This is a genomic window from Thauera sp. K11 (assembly GCF_002354895.1).
In the GTDB taxonomy this organism is placed as follows: Bacteria; Pseudomonadota; Gammaproteobacteria; order Burkholderiales; family Rhodocyclaceae; genus Thauera; species Thauera sinica.
This window is the reverse complement of the sequence record NZ_CP023439.1, coordinates 4,791,151-4,812,063: the sequence shown is the minus strand read 5'-3', so window position 1 is coordinate 4,812,063 and position 20,913 is coordinate 4,791,151. Positions and strand designations below refer to the sequence as shown.

Genomic DNA, 20,913 nt, shown 5'->3' with positions numbered 1-20,913 from the left:
CTCCGCGAAATCCGGAGCGATTCAGTTTTCATGGATGCCTTGTGTATTCGTGGTGTCTGTTGTTGCTTCATCTACCTCTTTTACACCGTCACTTTATTTTCTGACAAAGCTCGTAAAGTTGGCTCCTTAGCGTGTCAAACTCCATATTCTCAGCGACTAGTGACTGTCCATCTCTATATAAAACAACATCATTTAGAGACCCCATGCCTCCATACAACGACAACAATTGCGACAATGCATGCTCCGGATCTATTCTCAAATCCATCTTGATATTTTTAAGCGCAGTAGCCCAACCATCACCCCCTCCCAAACGAAGCAGCTCAATCATGCGTGCTAGAACAAGATCAGCATCGTTGTATCGTTTCATTTCAATGGACTCGATTTGATTACTTGAACACCATCAATCAACCAGGGCTTTTGAACTACGATTTGCTGTGCTCCACCGATGTAGAACCCATTCTGCGATCCAACTTCACCAATATATACTTTGGTTCCCGCCGGTATTTTTACTTCAAATACCGTATCTATAGGAGACTTTGCTCCACTTGACCATTCTGGCAAAACCGCTTTTTCAATTCTTGTCTGTAAAACACTAGCTGACGGTTCATTGCTAAAGAACTGGCCAAGAGGTTTATCTGCAGTACCCGCGCGGTAAAGAACAGTATCTTTCTCAAGAGTAACGGCTCATGGCAATCTTGACCCTGAATATAAAACTCAACCTCATAAGCTAAAGGCTGCATTGGATCTCCGTGGACCAAGACGACTACCCCCACCACTCCAGAAGGGATAACAAGAGATCGTCCATCTCCAACTACCTCTGCACCAACTGGTTCACTTAGGTGTATTACATTATTTTCATAGTAAATATTTATTTCGTCGCCGGAATCCCTGTTACTAAGCGTACAGCCTCAGCGTTATTCGGAGTTCACGCCGCCAACAATTACTATCGCAATATTTCTCAATCAAATATCCCACTTATCCTTGCTGTATCAGGGAGAGCAAATCCGCCCCTCTCACTTTATCCTCTCTAACAATTAGGATTCCTTCCTCGTATTTCTCAAGATCATTTCCGGTCCAAGATTCACCATCACGCGCCACATGAAGCTTGACAACAGCACCAAATTCATCACAAACAACTATTGCTAGAAGACTCTCATTTCGCCCTTCCCGCTCCCAACTGGCGAAACAGTCCTCTACAAAAATAAACGCATACGTTAGATATTCAGCCGACACATAGTCATCGATATGAACGGAGTTAACGAAACATTCATACCCGGTCTTATCCGGAAAATCTTGACTACTCACATTGCGCTCTCCCTCCGCAAGGGAGGTTAGAAATACACACCCTCCATACTCACAAAATCCCCTATTTAGAATACTCACCAATTCCGTTGGCAACTCTTTTCCTGCCCGGTGAATACCCTGAGCCTCTAAAGCCATCCTACTATTCATTCTAACCATAGCTATTCACCCAGATATTTCTTCATGCCTTTATCTATCGCTTGCCGGAACAGAGAATTTTCTAGCATTTCATTAACTACCTTAGGTGCATCCGGGAATGAATCTGTTGCTGGGTCATATAAATACTTATTCCCCTTATTATCTTGGTAATGTATCTGACCTGGTCGTTGCCCTGGATTAGGATTTTCTACGTCAATACGTTCTTTTCCATTACCTTTCCACAATGTCTTACTTGCGGTTTGCACACCATTTTCGCCCAACATTCCGACTTTTGAGCCGGCGGCCACAACGTCATTTGTTTTTTCAGCAGATTTCAACGCCCTGGCTAGACTCCCAAGAGATCCGCTGACAGCCCCAAGTACTGCCAAAGAGTAATCCCCGAGGGTGTTCGCTTCGGCAAACGCCTTCAGATCACTCAGGATGGGCGTGAAATCGAGAAGGACGCTGCTGATCAGCTCCTTCTGCGATTGCAGCTTCGCCGCGCACTGGTTTGCGCTCAGGTTCTGGCAGTTGCCCTGCTGCCAGAGCGTGAACTCCCGTGCGGCGTCCTCTGCGCGCTGGATCTTGGCGACGGTGTGCTGGACGTTGAGATTCGTCTGCTGCATGGCGAGCAGCGCACGTGCATTGCCTCCCGTGTTTTCCAGCGTCTTGAAGACGTCGTCCTCGATCTGCTTGGCCCGCTCGATCTCCGCCAGATGCCCGTTGACGCATTCCAGCGTGACGCAGGAGGCCAGCGCGTCGTTGTTCCGGGTGGAGACCGCCTCGTAGCGCTGGCTGATCGCACCAAGTTCGGCAGCCGAGCACTGCCGCGCATTGCAGTCCTGGATTTCCTTGCGCAGCGCCGTGAGTTCGTCGTGGCGCAGGTAGTTGTACTGCGTGTCGGACAGCGCGATGCTCGCGGCCAGCCCCGGATCGCCGCCCGAGAGCGCCGTCGATACCGCGCCGACCAGTTGCGAAGCGATGCCGAGCAGTTTCGGGTCGCGGTCGACCAGGGGCGCGAGCCTGTCGATCAGCGCCTCGTTGGCGCCTGCCGCCAGCGCGCCGGTGGCGAAGTCCCCGGTGGCCGCCTGGCTGATGAGCCCGCCCACCAGCGCTTTCACCGCGACCTTCTCGATGCTGCCTTTTTCCAGGCCGAGATTGCCGATTTCGTTGAATGCGAGCGTGGAAACCACCTGGACGGCCTGCTGGGCCAGGGCCACGCCGAGCTTCTCCTGGAAGCGGCCGCCGTTGATCGCCGCATCGACCCCGGCCGAGATCACCGCGGACCCGCCGGTCTGGACGGCGAAGCGGCCGATGGCCGCCAGCGTCTCGAAGCTGCTGCTGGCACTGGCCGCGGCCTGCGACGCATCGACGGCCGCCGCGGCATTCCCGGCGGCACCGAAATAGCCGTCGATCAGCCCGGTGGTGAGGTCGGTCACCAGCATGCTGGTGAGGTAGCTTTTGAGCGCGCCCGCCGACAGACTCTTTTCCAGCGCCTTGCCGATGTCACCGCCGTTGTTGAAGGTGTGGATGGCCACGTTCGAGGCGGCCGAGGTCGCCACCGTCGTCAGCACGACGTTGGCCCAGCCGGCGGAAGCCCCCGCCGCAGCGGCGGTGGCCGGCACCGCCGCGGCCATCGCGCCACCGACCGGCGCGCCCGTGCCGATCAAGGCGCTCAACTGCGGCCCGACCACCGCCGTCACCACGATCGCCGTCACCAGCGTCAGCCCCGGCCCCATGCCCGACTGGCTGTACTGGAAGCGCTCGTGCACTTCCTTCACGCGCTGCCAGTCGATGTCGCCGCGGCGCTCCATCTGCTTGAGCCACGCCAGTTGCGGTTCGGCTTCCGCCAGCGCCGTGATGGTCTGCGAGACCGTCTGCGCATTGACTTCGGGGACGTCGATGCGGATGTGCTGCGCCGCCCGGATCGCCAGCTCACCCCCGGCGATCAGTTCGCTCTGGCGCAGCGTCTCGTCCGTCTTGCCCTTGCCCTTGGCCGAGGTCCATGCCCAATCGCTGTCGCTCTTCTCGTGGATCGCCTGCTCGAGGTCCTTCACGCCCTCGAAGGCGATCCCGCCACCCGAGTCCAGCGTGAGGTCTTGGCCGCTCTTCAGCTTGGCCACCTGATAGCGCTGGTCGCCACCGCTCTCCACCGTCAGATCGGTGCCGGCTTCGATCCGGCTGCCCACCTGCGTGACGACGTTCACTTCGTCATGCCGCGTGCGCCTGCTGCCGAAACCGCCTTTCGACTTCTTGTCGTAGAGGAACGCGTCCTGATCCGTCTGCGCCAGCAGCGCGACGTCGCGGCCGGCGTAGAGGTAGGCTTCCCGCCCCGCGCTCGCGTTGCTGGCCACCAGCGTCAAGTCCTGCCCGGCCGCCAGCGTCAGGTCACCCCCGGCCTCGACCTCGGCGGCCTGCTGGCGCACCGTACGCGTTTCCTGATGAAGCTTCTTGCCGCGGCGCCTGTCGCGTTCGTCCTCGTGCGACGCGTCGGCCGCCGAGGACAGCGTCAGGTCGTTCCCCGCCAGCAGCGTCGCGTCGCCCCCGGCCTCGACCCGGCTGCCGATCACCGACAGGTCCTGGCCCGCCACCGCGGTCAGGTCGCCGCCGGCGCTCACCGCGCCGCCGTACTGGGTCACGCTTTCGATCCGGTGCGTGCGACGCCTGGTGCGCAGCAGGCTGTCGTCGCGTTCCTCCGCCGCGGCGATGACGAGGTCGCGGCCCGCCGACAGGTCCAGGTCGGCGATCGCCGAGATCACGCCCCCCAGGTTGTAGAGATCGCGCCCGGCCGACAGCGACAGGCTGCCCAGCGCTTCGATGCGCGCGGCCGAATCGGCCAGCCCGACGGTGAAGGTGAGGCGGCTGGCCGTGCCGTCGACGTGGGTGACGGTACGCTCGTTGATGAGGTCGCCGTCCAGCGCGGTGACGTCCACGTCGCGCCCGGCGAGGATGCCGCCGCGGGTGTTGGCCACGCTGTCCCCGCCCAGCACCGACAACCGCTCGCCCGCTTCCATCAGCCCGGCGTTGAGCACCGTCGTGGCTGACGCCGACAGGTCCCCGGTCGCCCTCAGCGTGCCGCGGTTGGCGAGCGTGCCGCCGGCGATCAGCTCGAGGTTCTGCCCCTGGATCAGCGCCCCCGTGGGGCCCAGCCGGCCTTCGGCCTGCGCCAGGTACAGCACCGGCGCCAGCACGCGCTCGCCATTGACCTCGACGGTTTCGAGCCACACGATGTCGTGCGTGAGCGCCGCCACCTGTCCGGCCGTCAGGCTCACGCCCACCGACAGGTTCAGCGCCGCCTTGCTGGCGAGGGCGTTGTCCATCAGGTAGCGGTAGGTCGCCTCGTCCGAATCCAGGCCGGCCAGGAAGCGCTGCCCGGTGCGCGCCACTACCGCCTGCTGGACCAGCCGCTGTTCGTACAGGCCGTCGCCCAGGCGGCGCCAGGCGGTGTCGCCGTCTTCGCCCAACCGGCCCAGCAGGTAGTCGGAACCGAGGAACGCGGTGAGTTCGGTCAGGGCCGGGTTGGTCTCGATGAGGTACTTGTGCGGCTGCGATCAAGCAGCAGACAAGTACCGGAAGCATATCGTCAGCGGCATCCTCACAGATGCCGCTGACGATGCTGATTTATTACTTACCGATTTTTAAAGAACGGACCAAAAAGCAAAGCCCAATTAGTTATGCAGTAGCAACCATTTTAATGCCATGTATCTTCTGCCCCTCAACGGACTATGTTTCCTAATAACTTCGCCGCTGAAGCGTCAGGCACCCCGCGCTAGCCCAGTCATCAGAATCATGGACAATCCTGCAAAAATCACATTTGCAGAGTAACTACACAATCAGGCCCAAGCTCAATCAGCTTTATATTTTTCACTTAGCCACGTACCACCTTATTAAATTTTTCCAACTGTAAGTCATCGATATCTTGATACTCTTCATTCAATCCAGACCCACAAAAAAACCCCACTCCCTCACTAAAAGCAGCATATATAGAACCCGCACAGCCATTGCTTTCATCTAAAGAAAATATGCTTAGCAAAGGGCTACTAAACTCAGTTCCACACCAAGAAATAACCGCACCGTTCTCAACAAACCACTTTAGCGATCTTTCAATGATAGACATCCAATGCGATTCATCCGGCCAACTGTTTATTTTCACTTCAATAGAAAAATTACTTGACTCCTCACCATCCCATTCTCGAGTTTTTATATCGACCCCTCCTCCCCATATCTCTTTAAACGAAGGAATTTCGTTATATATATGGCTTGGAATCCCCTCCTCCCAATAACCGTAAAATACTAGCCCACTCACCTCATCTTGATAAATTTCATTACTATCCGCATCCAAAAACGGCCAATAAATACCAAGACTTTCAATTGTTTTCATAATCCAAAATTCTTCATTTGTTGAGCAGATGGCTTAATGGCTGTCACGATATCTCCGGCCTTTATTTTTCCATAAGCTTCTTTCGCCACAAAAATCACGACATCACTTCCATTTACTGTCCCGTAGTATCCCTTTACTGCCTGCCCCCCTTGAGCCATGACGTGATCAAACGTTCTTGTTGGATTGGTTAGAATGCTCTGCCCGATCTCTTGAAACGCTTGCCGGGCAGCTTTTGACCCGGAATTCGCTGTGATCACGCCAGCATCAATCAAATGTCTAGCAGAGTGATCAACACGGCCTATATTAGAAAGCGCAAACGTTGCTGCATCATCAGCGAGGCCGACAACTGCGTTCGCCCCACTCTTGCCAACAAGGTTTGCGATCCAGCTTGATATTGTGCCGCTACTCTTCGCCGCACCGACCAGCCCTCCAACAAGGCTGGCTCCGGCCAGCGTAAGTTCGGCCTTCTCCACGGTGTCGAGCCGCTGCTGTTCCGATTCGGTCGGCACATACAAGAAGTCCTTCAACCCCGGAGACAACGCAAACATGTAGTTGTTGACGAAGGCCAGGGCTTCCGGCTTGGCGTTCTCGAAACCGACCCCGTGCTGTGCTTCAGCCTCCATTGCAGCCAGCACATCCCCCGTCGTCAGCCGCGCGAAACTCGGATCGCATTGCTCCGGCCTACTCTTGCAGTGTTCCAGCGCCTGCTCCGCTACCTTGGCGGCGTCCTTGTGCAATTCGTGGTTGTACTGCGTGTCGGATAGCGCGATGTCCGAGGCGAGATTCGGATCGCCGCCCGAGATCGCCGACGACACCGCCCCCACCAGTTGCGAGGCCATGCCGGTCAGTTGCGGGTCGTGGTCGGCCAGGTCGGCCAGATGCTTGACCAGCGCCTCGTTGGCGCCGGCCGCCAGCGCGCCGGTGGCGAAGTCCCCGGTGGCTACCTGGCTGATGAGCCCGCCCACCAGCGCTTTCACCGCGACCTTCTCGATCGAGCCGTCCTGCAGCTTCAGATCGCCGATCTCGTGGAACGCCACCGCCGAGACCGTGTGGACGGCCGCCAAGGTCAGGGCCGCGCCGAGCTTATCTTCGAAGTTCCCGCCGTTGATCGCCGTATCCACCCCGGCCGAAACCAGGGCACGCGTGCCCTGGTAGGCCGCGAACTGGCCGATGCCCGCCGCCGTATCGAGGTTGAAACCGGACGCGCTGGTACTGGCCGTGGCCTGCCCGGCCTGCGAGACATCCCCCTCCACCCCCGCGCCGCTGCCGCCCTCGCCCTTGAAATAGCGGTCGACCAACCCGGTCATGAGGCCGGCCACCACCGCGCTGGTCAGGTAGCCCTTCATGGCGCGCTCGGAGAAGGTGTTCTCCAGCGCCTTGCCCAGGTCGCCGCCGCTGTTGAGGGTGTGGATGGCTGCGTTCGAGGCGGCCGAGGTCGCCACCGTCGTCAGCACGACGTTGGCCCAGCCGGCGGACACCCCCGCCGCGGTGGCGGTGGCCGGCACCGCCGCGACCATCGCGCTGCCGGCCGCCGCCCCCGTGCCGAGCCAGGCACTCACCGTCCCCCACGTCAGCGCCGTCACCACGATCGCCGTCACCAGCGTCAGCCCCGGCCCCATGCCCGACTGGCTGTACTGGAAGCGCTCGTGCACCTCCTTCACCCGCTGCCAGTCGATGTCGCCGCGGCGCTCCATCTCCTTGAGCCACGCCAGTTGCGGTTCGGCCTGCACCAGCGCGTCGATGGTCTGGCTCACGCTGTGCGCATTGACCTCCGGAACGTCGATGCGGATCTTTTCCGCGGCACGGATCGCCAGTTCGCCCCCGGCGATCAGTTCGCTCTGGCGCAGCGTCTCGTCGGTCTTGCCCTTGCCCCGGGCCGAGGTCCATGCCCAATCGCTGTCGCTCTTCTCGTGGATCGCCTGCTCGAGGTCCTTCGCGCCCTCGAAGGCGATCCCGCCGCCGGCATCCAGCGTGAGGTCGGCGCCGCTCTTCAGCTTGGCCACCTGGTAGCGCTGGTCGCCGCCGCTTTCCACCGTCAGATCGGTGCCGGCTTCGATCCGGCTGCCCACCTGCGTGACGACGTTCACTTCGTCATGCCGCGTGCGCCTGCTGCCGAAACCGCCTTTCGACTTCTTGTCGTAGAGGAACGCGTCCTGATCCGTCTGCGCCAGCAGCGCGACGTCGCGGCCGGCGTAGAGGTAGGCTTCCCGCCCCGCGCTCGCGGTGCTGGCCATCAGCGTCAGGTCCTGCCCGGCCGCCAGCGTGAGATCACCCCCGGCCTCGACCTCGGCGGCCTGCTGGCGCACCGTGCGCGTTTCCTGATGTAGCTTCTTGCCGCGGCGCCTGTCGCGTTCGTCCTCGTGCGACGCGTCGGCCGCCGAGGACAGCGTCAGGTCGTTCCCGGCCAGCAGCGTCGCGTCGCCCCCGGCCTCGACCCGGCTGCCGATCACCGCCAGGTCCTGGCCCGCCACCGCGGTGAGGTCGCCGCCGGCGCTCACCGCGCCGCCGTACTGGGTCACGCTTTCGATCCGGTGCGTGCGCCGCCTGGTGCGCAGCAGGCTGTCGTCGCGTTCCTCCGCCGCGGCGATGACGAGGTCGCGGCCCGCCGACAGGTCCAGGTCGGCGATCGCCGAGATCACGCCCCCCAGGTTGTAGAGATCGCGCCCGGCCGACAGCGACAGGCTGCCCAGCGCTTCGATGCGCGCGGCCGAGTCGGCCAGCCCGAGGGTGAAGGTGAGGCGGCTGGCCGTGCCGTCGACGTGGGTGACGGTGCGCTCGTTGATGAGGTCGCCGTCCAGCGCGGTGACGTCCACGTCGCGCCCGGCGAGGATGCCGCCGCGGGTGTTGACCACGCTGTCCCCGCCCAGCACCGACAGCCGCTCGCCCGCTTCCATCAGCCCGGCGTTCGCCACCGTGTCCGCCACGGCCGACAGGTCCCCGGTCGCCCTCAGCGTGCCGCGGTTGGCGAGCGTGCCGCCGCTCCCGGCGATGCCCTGGCGGTTGTCCAGCGCGCCGGACAGGTGAAGGTCAATGGCGCCGGCGCCGATCCGGATGCTGCGGTTGGCGAGAATCATGCAGGTCGAGGGGCGAACCCATCAGGACCGAAACAAGCCCCCTGCACTGAATTCCCCCACCCTGGCGGATTCAATCGCGCGAGCGATTGGGACGCAGGTGGTCGAGAAAGACCTCCGTCTGCCTTTCCGTCGCGTAGGCCACGTGCAGCAATATCTGGACCGGCTTGGGAATGTTGCGGCCGGACTCGTAGCGCGAACCCGCCGATTGGGTCACGCCGAGCACCCCCCAGAACGCCACTTGATTCATGCCAAGCCTGCGACGTGCTTCACGCACGTCCTCGCCCGTCTTGAAGCAGAGCGCAGGCGTCCTCTTGGACTTCGATCGCTTCGGCGTGTCGTTCGGTTTGTCGTCTGTCGTTACCATCAATGTTTTCTCCTTGCGCTTTCAAGAATTCATTTTTTTCTTAAACCGGGCTCCCAATAACCACGAATTTCACCCCAACCGGGTACTCAATCCCTCTCCCCTCCGGGGCGAGATCGTGGCTAGTTCCATTATTTCTCCTTGAACTTCAATTCTCTCTTGACCCTCTCCTGCTGGGACTCGCCGGGTTGATACTCAACCTTTTGCGGTATACGCAATTGTTTTGGCATTATTTTTTGTTTAGCGAAATTGCTTTCAAGAAAATCTTTGTGTGTTAATCCCCCCCGCCCCAAATCACAAAGGCGGCGCCAATGTGGATCATCATAGGGTATCCAAAATTGATCTCGCATGTTCCTCACCATATATCCAAAAAAGTCAAAAGGTTCTTCCAACTCATTTGAAATACATAAATCCAGAATAGGATTCAGCAATTCCAGCGCGTAATCAACACATTCGGCACTTCCTGGATACCCTCTCTTCAAAAAGTCCTCACGGGCTACATGCAGTACTTCCCTAAGCTTTAGCGCTGCTTTTGCCAACTCTTCTTTTTGCATTACGTACTCTTGCATGCAGGTCAAATGCTTTTTCTAATCCTCATCGATCGAATTAACACACCCTTCTTCTCGCCTTTCAAGCATACGAAACTCAATAAAAGACCACCCAGCCACTACTAGGCCGATAACACCAAGAAACCATGGGCCCGGTTTTTCATACCCCCATTTCTTAGTAGCCCATGGAAGATCATAATTAAACATTGCATACATACTGGCAAGAAACAAAACTCCTCCTGCAATCATCAGAATTATTAAAACCATCTTTTTCAATAGCATCATTTCTCTTTCTCTAAGCTCTTATTTATTTGATTCCATATCTCCATCGGGGTATTTGGAGAGTTAATCAACGTACCTGTCAAGCCCCAAGCTGACGTAGGAGGGGAAGGATCCCAGTTAGTAACCGAAAGCACGAAATCAGCAACATTCTGTACATTTGTAGGGTTTGTCAGCCAAACAGATGTGCTCATTGCGGCAGGTATTACATAATTTTGATATCCAAATCGCAGCAGTTGCACCTCAGCCTGCAGAGCATTCGTCATGGCTTGGCTGGTCGTTCCAAATGCCTGCATCACCGGCGATACGCCATATCCGAGCAAACGCAAACCCGCTCCCGCGACGCTTCCAGGCCCCGCTGCGAGCCAGCCTTCGGACAAGCTAGCTGACTGTCCATAGTGCCAGCTATTAAGCATAGTTTGCTGGTTGATGGCCTCCTGATTGGTGCCGGAGGTCAATACCGGCGTATTGTCCGCCACGCTCCGGTGATCGGCGTTGATGCTGGCCAATTCGTTCAAACGGCGCTGCGAGATCATGCCGTAATCCAGACCGCTGGCGGCCCATTGCAGCATCTGTTCCGCAAAGGCTGCATCCCTGTTCAGCGAAGGATCAAGCAATTCGTGGGGACTGCGACTGCTGCTCAATGCGATCGCATCTTTCAACAGAATATCCTTGCAATTGTTGTCGCCACCGCACTCGCGCAAACCTTTCAACAATTGGTCTGTTTCCTGGTGACTCAAATAGTTGTACTGCGTGTCGGATAGCGCAATATTCGAAGCCAGATTCGGATCGCCGCCGGAGATCGCCGACGACACCGCCCCCACCAGTTGCGAGGCCATGCCGGTCAGTTGCGGGTCGTGGTCGGCCAGGTCGGCCAGATGCTTGACCAGCGCCTCGTTGGCGCCGGCCGCCAGCGCGCCGGTGGCGAAGTCCCCGGTGGCCGCCTGGCTGATGAGCCCGCCCACCAGCGCTTTCACCGCGACCTTCTCGATCGAGCCGTCCTGCAGCTTCAGATCGCCGATCTCGTGGAACGCCACCGCCGAGACCGTGTGGACGGCCGCCAAGGTCAGGGCCGCACCGAGCTTCTCCTCGAAGTTCCCGCCGTTGATCGCCGTATCCACCCCGGCCGAAACCAGGGCACGCGTGCCCTGGTAGGCCGCGAACTGGCCGATGCCCGCCGCCGTATCGAGGTTGAAACCGGACGCGCTGGTACTGGCCGTGGCCTGCCCGGCCTGCGAGACATCCCCCTCCACCCCCGCGCCGCTGCCGCCCTCGCCCTTGAAATAGCGGTCGACCAACCCGGTCATGAGGCCGGCCACCACCGCGCTGGTCAGGTAGCCCTTCATGGCGCGCTCGGAGAAGGTGTTCTCCAGCGCCTTGCCCAGGTCGCCGCCGCTGTTGAGGGTGTGGATGGCTGCGTTGCTCGCCATCGAGGTCACCGTGGCCGTCAGTGCGGCATTGGCCCAACCGGCGGACACCCCCGCCGCGGTGGCGGTGGCCGGCACCGCCGCGACCATCGCGCTGCCGGCCGCCGCCCCCGTGCCGAGCCAGGCACTCACCGTCCCCCACGTCAGCGCCGTCACCACGATCGCCGTCACCAGCGTCAGCCCCGGCCCCATGCCCGACTGGCTGTACTGGAAGCGCTCGTGCACCTCCTTCACCCGCTGCCAGTCGATGTCGCCGCGGCGCTCCATCTCCTTGAGCCACGCCAGTTGCGGTTCGGCCTGCACCAGCGCGTCGATGGTCTGGCTCACGCTGTGCGCATTGACCTCCGGAACGTCGATGCGGATCTTTTCCGCGGCACGGATCGCCAGTTCGCCCCCGGCGATCAGTTCGCTCTGGCGCAGCGTCTCGTCCGTCTTGCCCTTGCCCTTGGCCGAGGTCCACGCCCAATCGCTGTCGCTCTTCTCGTGGATCGCCTGCTCGAAGTCCTTCGCACCCTCGAAGGCAATCCCGCCGCCGGCATCCAGCGTGAGGTCTTGGCCGCTCTTCAGGTTCGCCACTTGGTAACGCTGGTCGCCGCCGCTCTCCACCGTCAGATCCGTGCCGGCGGAAACGCTGCTGCCCACCTGCGTGACGACGTTCACTTCGTCATGCCGCGTGCGCCTGCTGCCGAAACCGCCTTTCGACTTCTTGTCGTAGAGGAACGCGTCCTGATCCGTCTGCGCCAGCAGCGCGACGTCGCGGCCGGCGTAGAGGTAGGCTTCCCGGCCCGCGCTCGCGGTGCTGGCCACCAGCGTCAGGTCCTGCCCGGCCGCCAGCGTGAGATCACCCCCGGCCTCGACCTCGGCGGCCTGCTGGCGCACCGTGCGCGTTGCCTGATGAAGCTTCTTGCCGCGGCGCCTGTCGCGTTCGTCCTCGTGCGACGCGTCGGCCGCCGAGGACAGCGTCAGGTCGTTCCCGGCCAGCAGCGTCGCGTCGCCCCCGGCCTCGACCCGGCTGCCGATCACCGACAGGTCCTGGCCCGCCACCGCGGTGAGATCGCCGCCGGCGCTCACCGCGCCGCCGTACTGGGTCACGCTTTCGATCCGGTGCGTGCGCCGCCTGGTGCGCAGCAGGCTGTCGTCGCGTTCCTCCGCCGCGGCGATGACGAGGTCGCGGCCCGCCGACAGGTCCAGGTCGGCGATCGCCGAGATCACGCCCCCCAGGTTGTAGAGATCGCGCCCGGCCGACAGCGACAGGCTGCCCAGCGCTTCGATGCGCGCGGCCGAGTCGGCCAGCCCGACGGTGAAGGTGAGGCGGCTGGCCGTGCCGTCGACGTGGGTGACGGTGCGCTCGTTGATGAGGTCGCCGTCCAGCGCGGTGACGTCCACGTCGCGCCCGGCGAGGATGCCGCCGCGGGTGTTGGCCACGCTGTCCCCGCCCAGCACCGACAACCGCTCGCCCGCTTCCATCAGTCCGGCGTTGAGCACCGTCGTGGCTGACGCCGACAGGTCCCCGGTCGCCCTCAGCGTGCCGCGGTTGGCGAGCGTGCCGCCGGCGATCAGGTCCAGGTTCTGCCCCTGGATCAGCGCCCCCGTGGGGCCCAGCCGGCCTTCGGCCTGCGCCAGGTACAGCACCGGCGCCAGCACGCGCTCGCCATTGACCTCGACGGTTTCGAGCCACACGATGTCGTGCGTGAGCGCCGCCACCTGTCCAGCCGTCAGGCTCACGCCCACCGACAGGTTCAGCGCCGCCTTGCTGGCGAGGGCGTTGTCCATCAGGTAGCGGTAGGTCGCCTCGTCCGAATCCAGGCCGGCCAGGAAGCGCTGCCCGGTGCGCGCCACCACCGCCTGCTGGACCAGCCGCTGTTCGTACAGGCCGTCGCCCAGGCGGCGCCAGGCCGTGTCGCCGTCTTCGCCCAACCGGCCCAGCAGGTAGTCGGAACCGAGGAACGCGGTGAGTTCGGTCAGGGCCGGGTTGGTTTCGATCAGGTATTTGTGCGGCTGCGAGACGGTATTGACCGGTACGCCCTGGGCGCGCGGCAGGGGCGTGCCGCTGTCGGCGGCAGGGGGCTGCGCCGGCGTGCCCGGCACCGGGGCACTGCTGGCCGGCAAGGCGGTGCCGCCCACGGCCAGGTCGCCCAGGCGCACGTCGCCGGCCTGCACGCCGGGGACGGCCGGGCCGCGCTGCACCGGTTCGAGCGTGGCGCCGGACAGGGTCCAGTCCTGCCCGGCCGGCGCGGCGCTCGCCCGGGTGTCGCGGCCGGCCTCGCCGTTCAGGCGGAACAGGCCATTCTGCCCGCTGGGCAGGCTGAAGCCGGGCAGCGTCAGCGGATTGACCTGCTGCTGGGCGAGGTCGGGGGGAAGCTGCGGGTTCAGTTGGACGACGGTGGTCGCGACTGCGGCGGGCGTGGTGTCGACCGTGGGCCGGGTGCCCGGCTGGGAGGCGGTGCCGGCGTTGATGACGCCGTTGTTCAGGTTCTGGCTGGCGGCGATGGCCACGTTGCCGCCGGCCTGGATCACCGCGGCGTACCCATGGCCGCCGCCGGTGGCGGTGGCCACTTCGACGTCGCTGGTCAGGATGAGCGAATCGAAGTCGGCCGGAAGGGGGAGCAGGTTGTTGGGGTCGTATTGGGAGGAGAGGGGAATCGCCTGCCCCTCGGAGAGACGCACCCAACGAACAATAGGCTCCAAGTATTCGGAAAAACCCGTCGAGTAATTGATTGATGCGGCTTGCAACCGGTCCAGGACCCGGCCTGTTTCCATGTCGCTATAAATCAGTTCGCGATAGTGGACCCATCCAACATCTGGAGACAACACGGCCTTCTCCACCACCTCAGCCTTCGCCAGGCGTAGGTTTCCGGCATCGTCCACGTAATAGGCGTTCGGGAAATCCGGGCTGTTGCGCAGGTTGTAGGGCACGACGTTGGCCTCGACGAAGCGCTTGACCCTGCCGTCCTTGACCTGGTCGTGCCCGCCGTAGATGCGGGTGCGCTCGATCGTGCCGCTGAGCCCGCCTTCATTGCTGAACTGCGCGGCGTCGATGCTCAGGTCGCCGCCGGCCGCGACCGTGCTGAGCCGGTTGACGAAGGTCCCGCCCACGAAATCGAAATGGCCGCCCGCGGTGAGGCTGGCTGGCGCCTCGGCCTGGACGCCGCTCTGGTAGGTCTCCCGGACGTAGTAGTCGACCGTGTAGTGGTCGTTCGAGCAGTCGAAGCAGCGCACCGCGATGGCGCCCGAGATCAACTGGCGCTCGGTCTCGACGGCATCGGCGGTGTTCTCCAGCGATAGCGCGCGGAGATGCATGTCGCCCGCGCTTTCGATGGTGCCGGACGGGTTCTCCACCGCGGTCGCGCTGCCGCTCCCATCGACACTGGCGATGCCCAGGTCGCCCAGGCTGTAGACGTCCGCATGACGGTTGGTGAAGCGGCCCACCTGCAGCGCCATGTCGCCACCACTGAAGATCAGCCCGCCCTCGTTGAGGAGCGCCGGCGTGCTCAGCGTCAGCCGCCCGGCGCTGCCCAGCGTGCCGCGGTTGGTCAGCGCCGCGGCGCTCAGCGCCATGTCGCCGGCGGCGGTGATGCGACCGCGGTTGTCCGCCTGCCCGCCCAGGGCGAGCACGGCCTGGCCGCCGCCAGCGATGGAGGCCATGTCGGTCAGGTCGAGGCGGGCGGCGGCCAGGCTCAGGGTGCCCAGGCTGGTGAGGCGCCCGCTGCCGCCGTAGCCGCCGGTGAGCGTCAGCGACAGCGTGCCGTCGCTGGCGATGAGGCCGTCGTGGGTCCAGTCGGCGCCGCTGCCGGTGAAGGATTCGGTGGCCAGCAACTGGCCCCCGGCGCTCTGGCTGAGGGTGCCGACGTCAAGCCTCAGGCGGGCGGCCTGCAGGACGCTGCGGTTGTGCCAGGTGTCGGCCACGATGTCGAGGCCGCCGCGGGTGACGAGGGTGCCGCCAGCCTGGGCGATCTGCGCCGGGGCGAGGCGCAATTCGCCCTCGCCCGCGTGCAGCAGGCTGCCGCCTTCGTTGGCGAGGTCGCCCACGGCGAGCGTGAGATCGGCGTTGGCGGTCTCCAGCGCGCCGTCGCGGTTGTCCAGGCTGCCGGAGAGCCGGAAGGACGTTTCGCCCTCGGTGCCCAGCGCGCGCAGTTGGCCGCCCTGGTTGTCCACGTCCGTGCCGGTCACGGCGAGCGTGCCGCCGCTCTCGACGAGGCCCTGGCGGTTGTCCAGCGCGCCGGACAGCAGAAGCGCGATGGCGCCGGCGCCGAGCCGGCCGCCGCGGTTGTCGACGGCGCCGCCGGCGAAGCGCAGCGTGTCGCGGGCGTAGAGCACGCCGTGCCGGTTGTCCAGCGCGGCGGCCGACAGGCGGGCGTCGCCGCCCAGCGCGTGGATTCGGCCGCCGTCGTTGCTGAGCGTGCCGGCGGCGAGCGCCAGCCTCTCGCCCTGGATCAGGCCGCCCTCGCCGTTGTTCAGCCCGCCCGACAGCACCGTGCGCACCCACCCTTCGATGCTGGCGAGCGTGCCCTGGCGGTTGTCGAGGTGCGTGGCCCGGACGTCGACGTCGCCGGTGCGGCTCACCACGGTGCCGCCCGCGTTGCGCAGGTCGCCGCCGAGCACCAGGGCGAGGTCGCCCTGGCCCTGCAGCGTGCCGCCCGCGTTGTCCAGCGCACCGGCGGCCAGATGCACGGTGGCATCGCGGCTGTCGATGAGACCGTCGTCGCGGTTGTCGAGCAGGCCGGCCACGGCAAGGCCGAGCGCACCGTTGGCAGCCAGGGTGCCGCCGGCCGTGTTGTCCAGGGTGGCGGCGTCCAGATCGAGCGTGCTCCGGCTGGCGAGCGTGCCGCCGCGGTTGTCCAGCGCACCGGCGGTGATGGCCAGCGGGCCGCCGCTGGCGAGTTGGCCGCCGGCGTTGCCGAAGGCACCGCTCAGTCCGAGCCGGGCGGCGGCAGCGGCGCTGATCCGGCCGCCGGCGTTGTCCACCGCGCCGCCGGTCACTTCCAGCGCCTGGGCCGACAGCACGAGGCCGCCGCGGTTGTCCAGGCGGGCCGCGGCCAGCGCGAGCGCGGCGCCGCTGTCGATCTGCCCGCCGCGGTTGTCGAGGGTGTCGTCGACGGTGAGGCGCTGCCCGGCGCCGCTGGAGAGGAGGCCCTGTTCGCGGTTGTCCACGCCGGCCGCGGCCAGTTCGAGCCGGCCGGCGGCCGCCAGCGCGCCCTGCCCGCTGTTGAGCAGTTCGCCCGCCAGCGTCAGCGCGAGGTCGCCGCTGCGGCTGGACACGGTGCCGAACTGGCGGTTGTCCAGGTCGCCGCCGGTGAGCACGAGGCCCAGCCAGCCCGAGAGCAGGCCGCCCTGGTTGTCGGTGTCGCCGAGCGCGAGCGCGAGCCGGTCGCGGCTGATGAGGCGGCCGGCGCGGTTGTCGAGGGTGGGGGCGGACACGGTGAGGGCGCCGAGGCCGGAGATCTCGCCGCCGCGGTTGTCCAGCGCGCCCAGGCTCGCCAGGGCGAGGGCGCCGCGGCTGCCGATGAGCCCGCCCTGGTTGTCCAGGCCGCCCGCACCCAGCACCAGGCCGAGGGCGGCTTCGCCGATCAGCACGCCGTGCTGCTGGACGAGCGTGCCGAGCGAGAGCTGCATGTCGCCCTTGGCCGAGACTTCGCCGCCGGCGCTGGAATCCAGGTGCGCGGCGCCGAGGGCCAGGCCGCCCTGGCTGTTCACGAGGCCGCCGTCGCGGTTGTCCAGGGTGTCCGCCACCACCGCGTCCAGGGACTGCCCGGCCAGCAGGCGGCCGCCGCGGTTGTCGAGGTGGCCGGCGGCGAGATCCAGCCCCTGGCCGGCCTGGATCAGGCCGCCGGCGCGGTTGTCCAGCGCGCCGGCCACCGTCAGGCCGAGCTCGCCCCGGGCGTGGAGGGTGCCGCCGGCGTTGTCGAGGCGGCCGGCGGCCAGCGCCAGGCGGCTGGCGCTGATGAGCCCGTGCGCGTTGCCGAGGCGGCCGTCGATGCGCAGCGCGAGGCCGGCCTCGGACAGCAGGCGGCCCTGGGCATTGTCCAGGGCGGTGGCGGCCAGTTCGAAGCCCGCCGCGCTGGCGATTTCGCCGCCGCGGTTGCGGACGGCGCCGAGGTGTTGCAGGACGAGGACGTCGGGGGCGCGGATGAGGCCGTCGTCGTTGTCCAGGTCGCCGCCGTGCAGGTCCAGGGTGAGCGTGCGCTGGCTGAAGAGTTCGCCGCCGGGCTGGAGGAGGCCGCTGGCGCTCAGGGCCAGCGGGCCGGCGCTGGCGATGCGGCCCGCAGTATTGGTGAGCGCGCCGGCGACGAGGTCGAGGCGGCCGCCGGCGGTCAGGTGCCCCCGGGTGTTGTCGACGGCGCCGGTGCCCAGGTCGAGCGCGCCTTTCGCGGCGATCCGGCCTTCGCGGTTGTCCAGGCCGGCGCTGCGCAGCCGCAGCGCGGCATCGGTGAGGAGGTAGCCGCCCGCGTTGGACAGGGCGCCGCTGGCGCTCACGCGCAGGTCGCCGGCGCTGGAGAGCGTGCCCCCGAGGTTGTCGATGCGCACGGCCGAGAGCGTCAGCGTGCCGTCGCTGTCGAGGCGGCCGCCGGCGTTGTTCAGGCGGCCGTCCAGGGTGGCGTCGCTGGCCACGGCGGCGAGGTCGACGGTCAGGGCCGTGCCGCCGGCGAGCGTGCCGCCGTCGTTGTCCAGGCGCGCGCCCGTCACCCGGGCGGCGTCCCGGCCGTGGATCAGGCCCTGGTTGCGGTTGAGGAGGTGCAAGACGTCCAGGTCGAGGCCGGCGGCGAGCAGGTGGCCGGCGTCGCCGTTGTCCAGCCGCCGGGCCTGGATGGCGGCGGCGGACCGGGTGGAGAGGTCGCCGCCACGGTTGTCGATGGCGTCGATGGCAAGCCACAGGCCGCCGTTGGCGGCGACGCGCCCGCCGCGGTTGTCGAGCAGGTGGCCGGTGAGGGTGAGCGCGCCTTCGGCGAGCAGTTCGCCGTCCGCCTGCCGCAGTTCGCCGATGGCGGCGGCGAGGTCGCCGCGGCTGGCGATGCGCCCGGCGGCGTTGTCCGCGCGGGCGGCGGCCAGCTCCAGGCTGTCGGCGCGGATGAGGCCGTGCGCGTTGCCGAGGAGGTCGTCGAGGCGCAGCACGAGGCCGGCGCCGGACAGCAGGCGGCCCTGGGCGTTGTCCAGGCCGGCGGCGGCCAGCATGAAGCCGGCCACGCTGGAGATCTCGCCGCCGCGGTTGCGGACGGCGCCGAGGTTCTTCAGGGTCAGGGCGCCGGCGGCGTTGATGAGGGCGCCGTCGTTGTCCAGGTCGCCGCCGTCCAGGTCCAGGGTGAGCGTGCGCTGGCTGTAGAGTTCGCCGCCGGGCTGGTCGAGGCCGCTGGCGCGGACCGCGAGCGGGCCGCCGCTGGCGATGCGCCCGGCGGCGTTGGTGATGTGGCCGGCGGCGAGCGTGACGCGGCCAAGGCCGACCAGGCTGCCGCCGGTGTTGTCGAGCAGGCCGGTGTCCAGGGCGAGCGTGCCTTGTCCTTCGATGCGGCCCTGGCGGTTGTCGAGGCGGGCGGCGGCGATCTCCACGGCGGCGTCGCCGGCGATCAGGCCGCCGGTGTTGTCCAGGCTGCCGTCGAGGCCGTCGCGCGCGGCCAGCCGAATCCCCAGCGCGCCGTCGCTGGCGAGCGTGCCGCCGGCGTTGTCCAGGCGGGCGGCGGCCAGCTCCAGGCCGTCGGCGCGGATGAGGCCGTGCGCGTTGGCGAGGAGGCCGTCGAGGCGCAGCACGAGGCCGGCGCCGGACAGCACACGGCCCTGGGCATTGTCCAGGCGGGCAGCCGCCAGCATGAAGCCGGCCACGCTGGAGATCTCGCCGCCGCGGTTGCGGACGGCGCCGAGGTGTTCGAGGACGAGGGATTCGGGGGCGCTGATGAGGCCGCCGTCGTTGTCCAGGTCGCCGCCGTCCAGGTCCAGCGTGAGCGTGCGCTGGCTGTAGAGTTCGCCGTCCTGCTGGATGAGGCCGCTGGCGCGGACCGCGAGCGGGCCGCCGCCGGCGATGCGCCCGGCGGCGTTGGTAATGTGGCCGGCGGCGAGCGTCAGGCGCTCGGCCGCGGTGAGCCGGCCCCGGTCGTTGTCCAGGCGGGCGGCGGCCACGGTGGCGTGCCGGTCGGCGACGAGCCGGCCGTCGCGGTTGTCCAGGGTCTGGCCGGCGTCCGCCTGCAGGTCGCGGCTGGCGAGCAGGCTGCCGCTGTTGCGCACGTTCTGGCCGGACAGGCGGAGGTCGCCGCCGGCGTTGCGGCTGTCGTCGGGGTTCACGCCCGCTTCGACGTGGCCCGGGTTGGCGAGCGTGCCGCCGCTGGCGAGCACGACGGCGTCGCGGGCGGCGAGCGTGTGCAGGTTGGTGAGATCGCCGGTGGCGGCCAGGTCGAGCTGCGTGCCCGCGTACAGGCGGCCTTGCGTTTCGAGGCTCGCGGCGCGGGCGGCGATGCCGGCCGTGGCGGCGGCATCCTTGATCGTGAGCCGGCCCGCGGCGTCGATGCGGATGTCTCCGGCGCTGGCGGCCATGTCGCCGGCAAGACGCACGCCGACGCCGGCCTCGGTGCCCAGCAGCACGATGCTGCCGGCGTACATGCCGCCGAGCGCGGTGCTGTCCAGCGCGAACAGGGGCGGGGTGCCGTCGGGCGCGAGCGCGGTCGCCGACAGCGCGTCCGCGGCCACGTCGTTGCGGCCGGTGACGAGGTTCAGCCGCTGGGCGTGGAGGGCGGCGTTGATCCGGGCGCTGCGGGTGACGAGGTCGAACTGGTCGAGGTTGCCGGCGTTGAGCCCGGCGCCTTCGATGGCGATCTCGCCGCCTTCGACGCGAAAGCCCGCCAGCCGTCCGTCCTCGATCCGCGGCGTGCCGGTGGTGAGCGTCACGCGCGGGGTGTTGAGAAAGCCGCAGCCGTTGCAGGCGAGGCCCCACGGGTTGGCGACGACCAGCCGCGCGGCCGGGCCGGCGATCTCGGTGTAGCCAGCGAGCGTACTCGGCCGCCCGCCGGTGACTTCGTTCACGATGAGGCTGGCCGCCGTGCCGCCGAGCCGGGCGTTGCCGACGATGAGCCCGCCCAGTTGGGTGGGCTGCGTGGCGCCGGGGGCGTTGTTGAGGATGAGCCCGGCGCGGCCGACGTTGTAGTCGGTGAAGCGGTTGTGCGAGAGCCCCCGGGCGTTGGGCGCGGCGATGTCGACCACCGGCACGCCGTTGCCCGCCGCCCCGACCGTGGTGCCGCCGCCGGCCGCGGTGACCTGGGCCAGCGCCGGGCCCAGCGGGTTCATGACCAGCGTGGCGCTGAGCACCCAGGCCAGGGCACTGCGGGCCGGGCTGGGCAGGTTCATCGGCATGTCCGGAGCGCGGGCGGCCAGAATCAGCGGCAGGAGCCGGGACTCCCGGCGGAAAGCCCGGCCAAGGCAGGCA

General features: G+C 65.9%; 9 protein-coding genes. All 9 read right to left on the bottom strand.

All coding sequences use genetic code 11. The annotated features are described in order from the left end of the window. Positions 1 to 88 precede the first annotated feature (88 nt). The 9 genes from CCZ27_RS23810 to CCZ27_RS20940 all read right to left on the bottom strand — a co-directional run bounded on the left by CCZ27_RS23810 (position 89) and on the right by CCZ27_RS20940 (position 20,834). Complete coding sequence (locus tag CCZ27_RS23810) at positions 89 to 367, bottom strand: DUF6966 domain-containing protein (RefSeq protein WP_157748676.1); 279 nt, start codon at positions 365 to 367, stop codon at positions 89 to 91. Between the two features lie 608 nt (positions 368 to 975). Next, the gene (locus CCZ27_RS23805) at positions 976 to 1,440 is read right to left on the bottom strand and encodes a PM0498 family protein (RefSeq protein WP_503660836.1); all 465 of its coding nucleotides are present in this window, start codon (positions 1,438 to 1,440) and stop codon (positions 976 to 978) included. 23 nt (positions 1,441 to 1,463) lie between these two features. After that, positions 1,464 to 4,904 (bottom strand): DUF637 domain-containing protein, encoded by a 3,441-nt coding sequence (locus CCZ27_RS20955; RefSeq protein WP_096451455.1) that lies wholly within the window; start codon positions 4,902 to 4,904, stop codon positions 1,464 to 1,466. A 404-nt stretch (positions 4,905 to 5,308) separates the two neighbouring features. Beyond that, complete coding sequence (locus CCZ27_RS23800) at positions 5,309 to 5,821, bottom strand: hypothetical protein (RefSeq protein WP_157748674.1); 513 nt, start codon at positions 5,819 to 5,821, stop codon at positions 5,309 to 5,311. After that, on the bottom strand, positions 5,818 to 8,895 hold the full coding sequence (locus CCZ27_RS20950) for a DUF637 domain-containing protein (RefSeq protein ID WP_096451453.1): 3,078 nt from the start codon (positions 8,893 to 8,895) through the stop codon (positions 5,818 to 5,820). The genes CCZ27_RS23800 and CCZ27_RS20950 overlap by 4 nt, the downstream gene beginning before the upstream one ends. A 70-nt stretch (positions 8,896 to 8,965) precedes the next feature. Further along, a complete protein-coding gene (locus CCZ27_RS24660; RefSeq protein WP_332460887.1) occupies positions 8,966 to 9,259 on the bottom strand; it encodes a helix-turn-helix domain-containing protein in 294 nt (97 codons plus the stop codon). Positions 9,260 to 9,387: 128 nt separating this feature from the next. Beyond that, positions 9,388 to 9,825 carry a hypothetical protein gene (locus CCZ27_RS23795; protein WP_157748673.1) on the bottom strand — a complete coding sequence of 146 codons (438 nt, stop codon included), beginning with the start codon at positions 9,823 to 9,825 and terminating at the stop codon, positions 9,388 to 9,390. 18 nt (positions 9,826 to 9,843) lie between these two features. Then, positions 9,844 to 10,089 (bottom strand): hypothetical protein, encoded by a 246-nt coding sequence (locus CCZ27_RS23790; RefSeq protein WP_157748672.1) that lies wholly within the window; start codon positions 10,087 to 10,089, stop codon positions 9,844 to 9,846. Beyond that, a complete protein-coding gene (locus CCZ27_RS20940) occupies positions 10,086 to 20,834 on the bottom strand; it encodes a two-partner secretion domain-containing protein (protein WP_198363218.1) in 10,749 nt (3,582 codons plus the stop codon). The genes CCZ27_RS23790 and CCZ27_RS20940 overlap by 4 nt, the downstream gene beginning before the upstream one ends. Positions 20,835 to 20,913 lie beyond the last annotated feature (79 nt).

Excerpts from the sequence above, each read along its gene's own strand:
- CCZ27_RS23810 (WP_157748676.1), bottom strand. The coding sequence starts at position 367 with ATGAAACGATACAACGATGCTGATCTTGTTCTAGCACGCATGATTGAG.
- CCZ27_RS23805 (WP_503660836.1), bottom strand. The coding sequence starts at position 1,440 with ATGGCTTTAGAGGCTCAGGGTATTCACCGGGCAGGAAAAGAGTTGCCA.
- CCZ27_RS23800 (WP_157748674.1), bottom strand. The coding sequence starts at position 5,821 with ATGAAAACAATTGAAAGTCTTGGTATTTATTGGCCGTTTTTGGATGCG.
- CCZ27_RS20950 (WP_096451453.1), bottom strand. The coding sequence starts at position 8,895 with ATGATTCTCGCCAACCGCAGCATCCGGATCGGCGCCGGCGCCATTGAC.
- CCZ27_RS24660 (WP_332460887.1), bottom strand. The coding sequence starts at position 9,259 with ATGGTAACGACAGACGACAAACCGAACGACACGCCGAAGCGATCGAAG.
- CCZ27_RS23795 (WP_157748673.1), bottom strand. The coding sequence starts at position 9,825 with ATGCAAGAGTACGTAATGCAAAAAGAAGAGTTGGCAAAAGCAGCGCTA.
- CCZ27_RS23790 (WP_157748672.1), bottom strand. The coding sequence starts at position 10,089 with ATGATGCTATTGAAAAAGATGGTTTTAATAATTCTGATGATTGCAGGA.
- CCZ27_RS20940 (WP_198363218.1), bottom strand. The coding sequence starts at position 20,834 with ATGAACCTGCCCAGCCCGGCCCGCAGTGCCCTGGCCTGGGTGCTCAGC.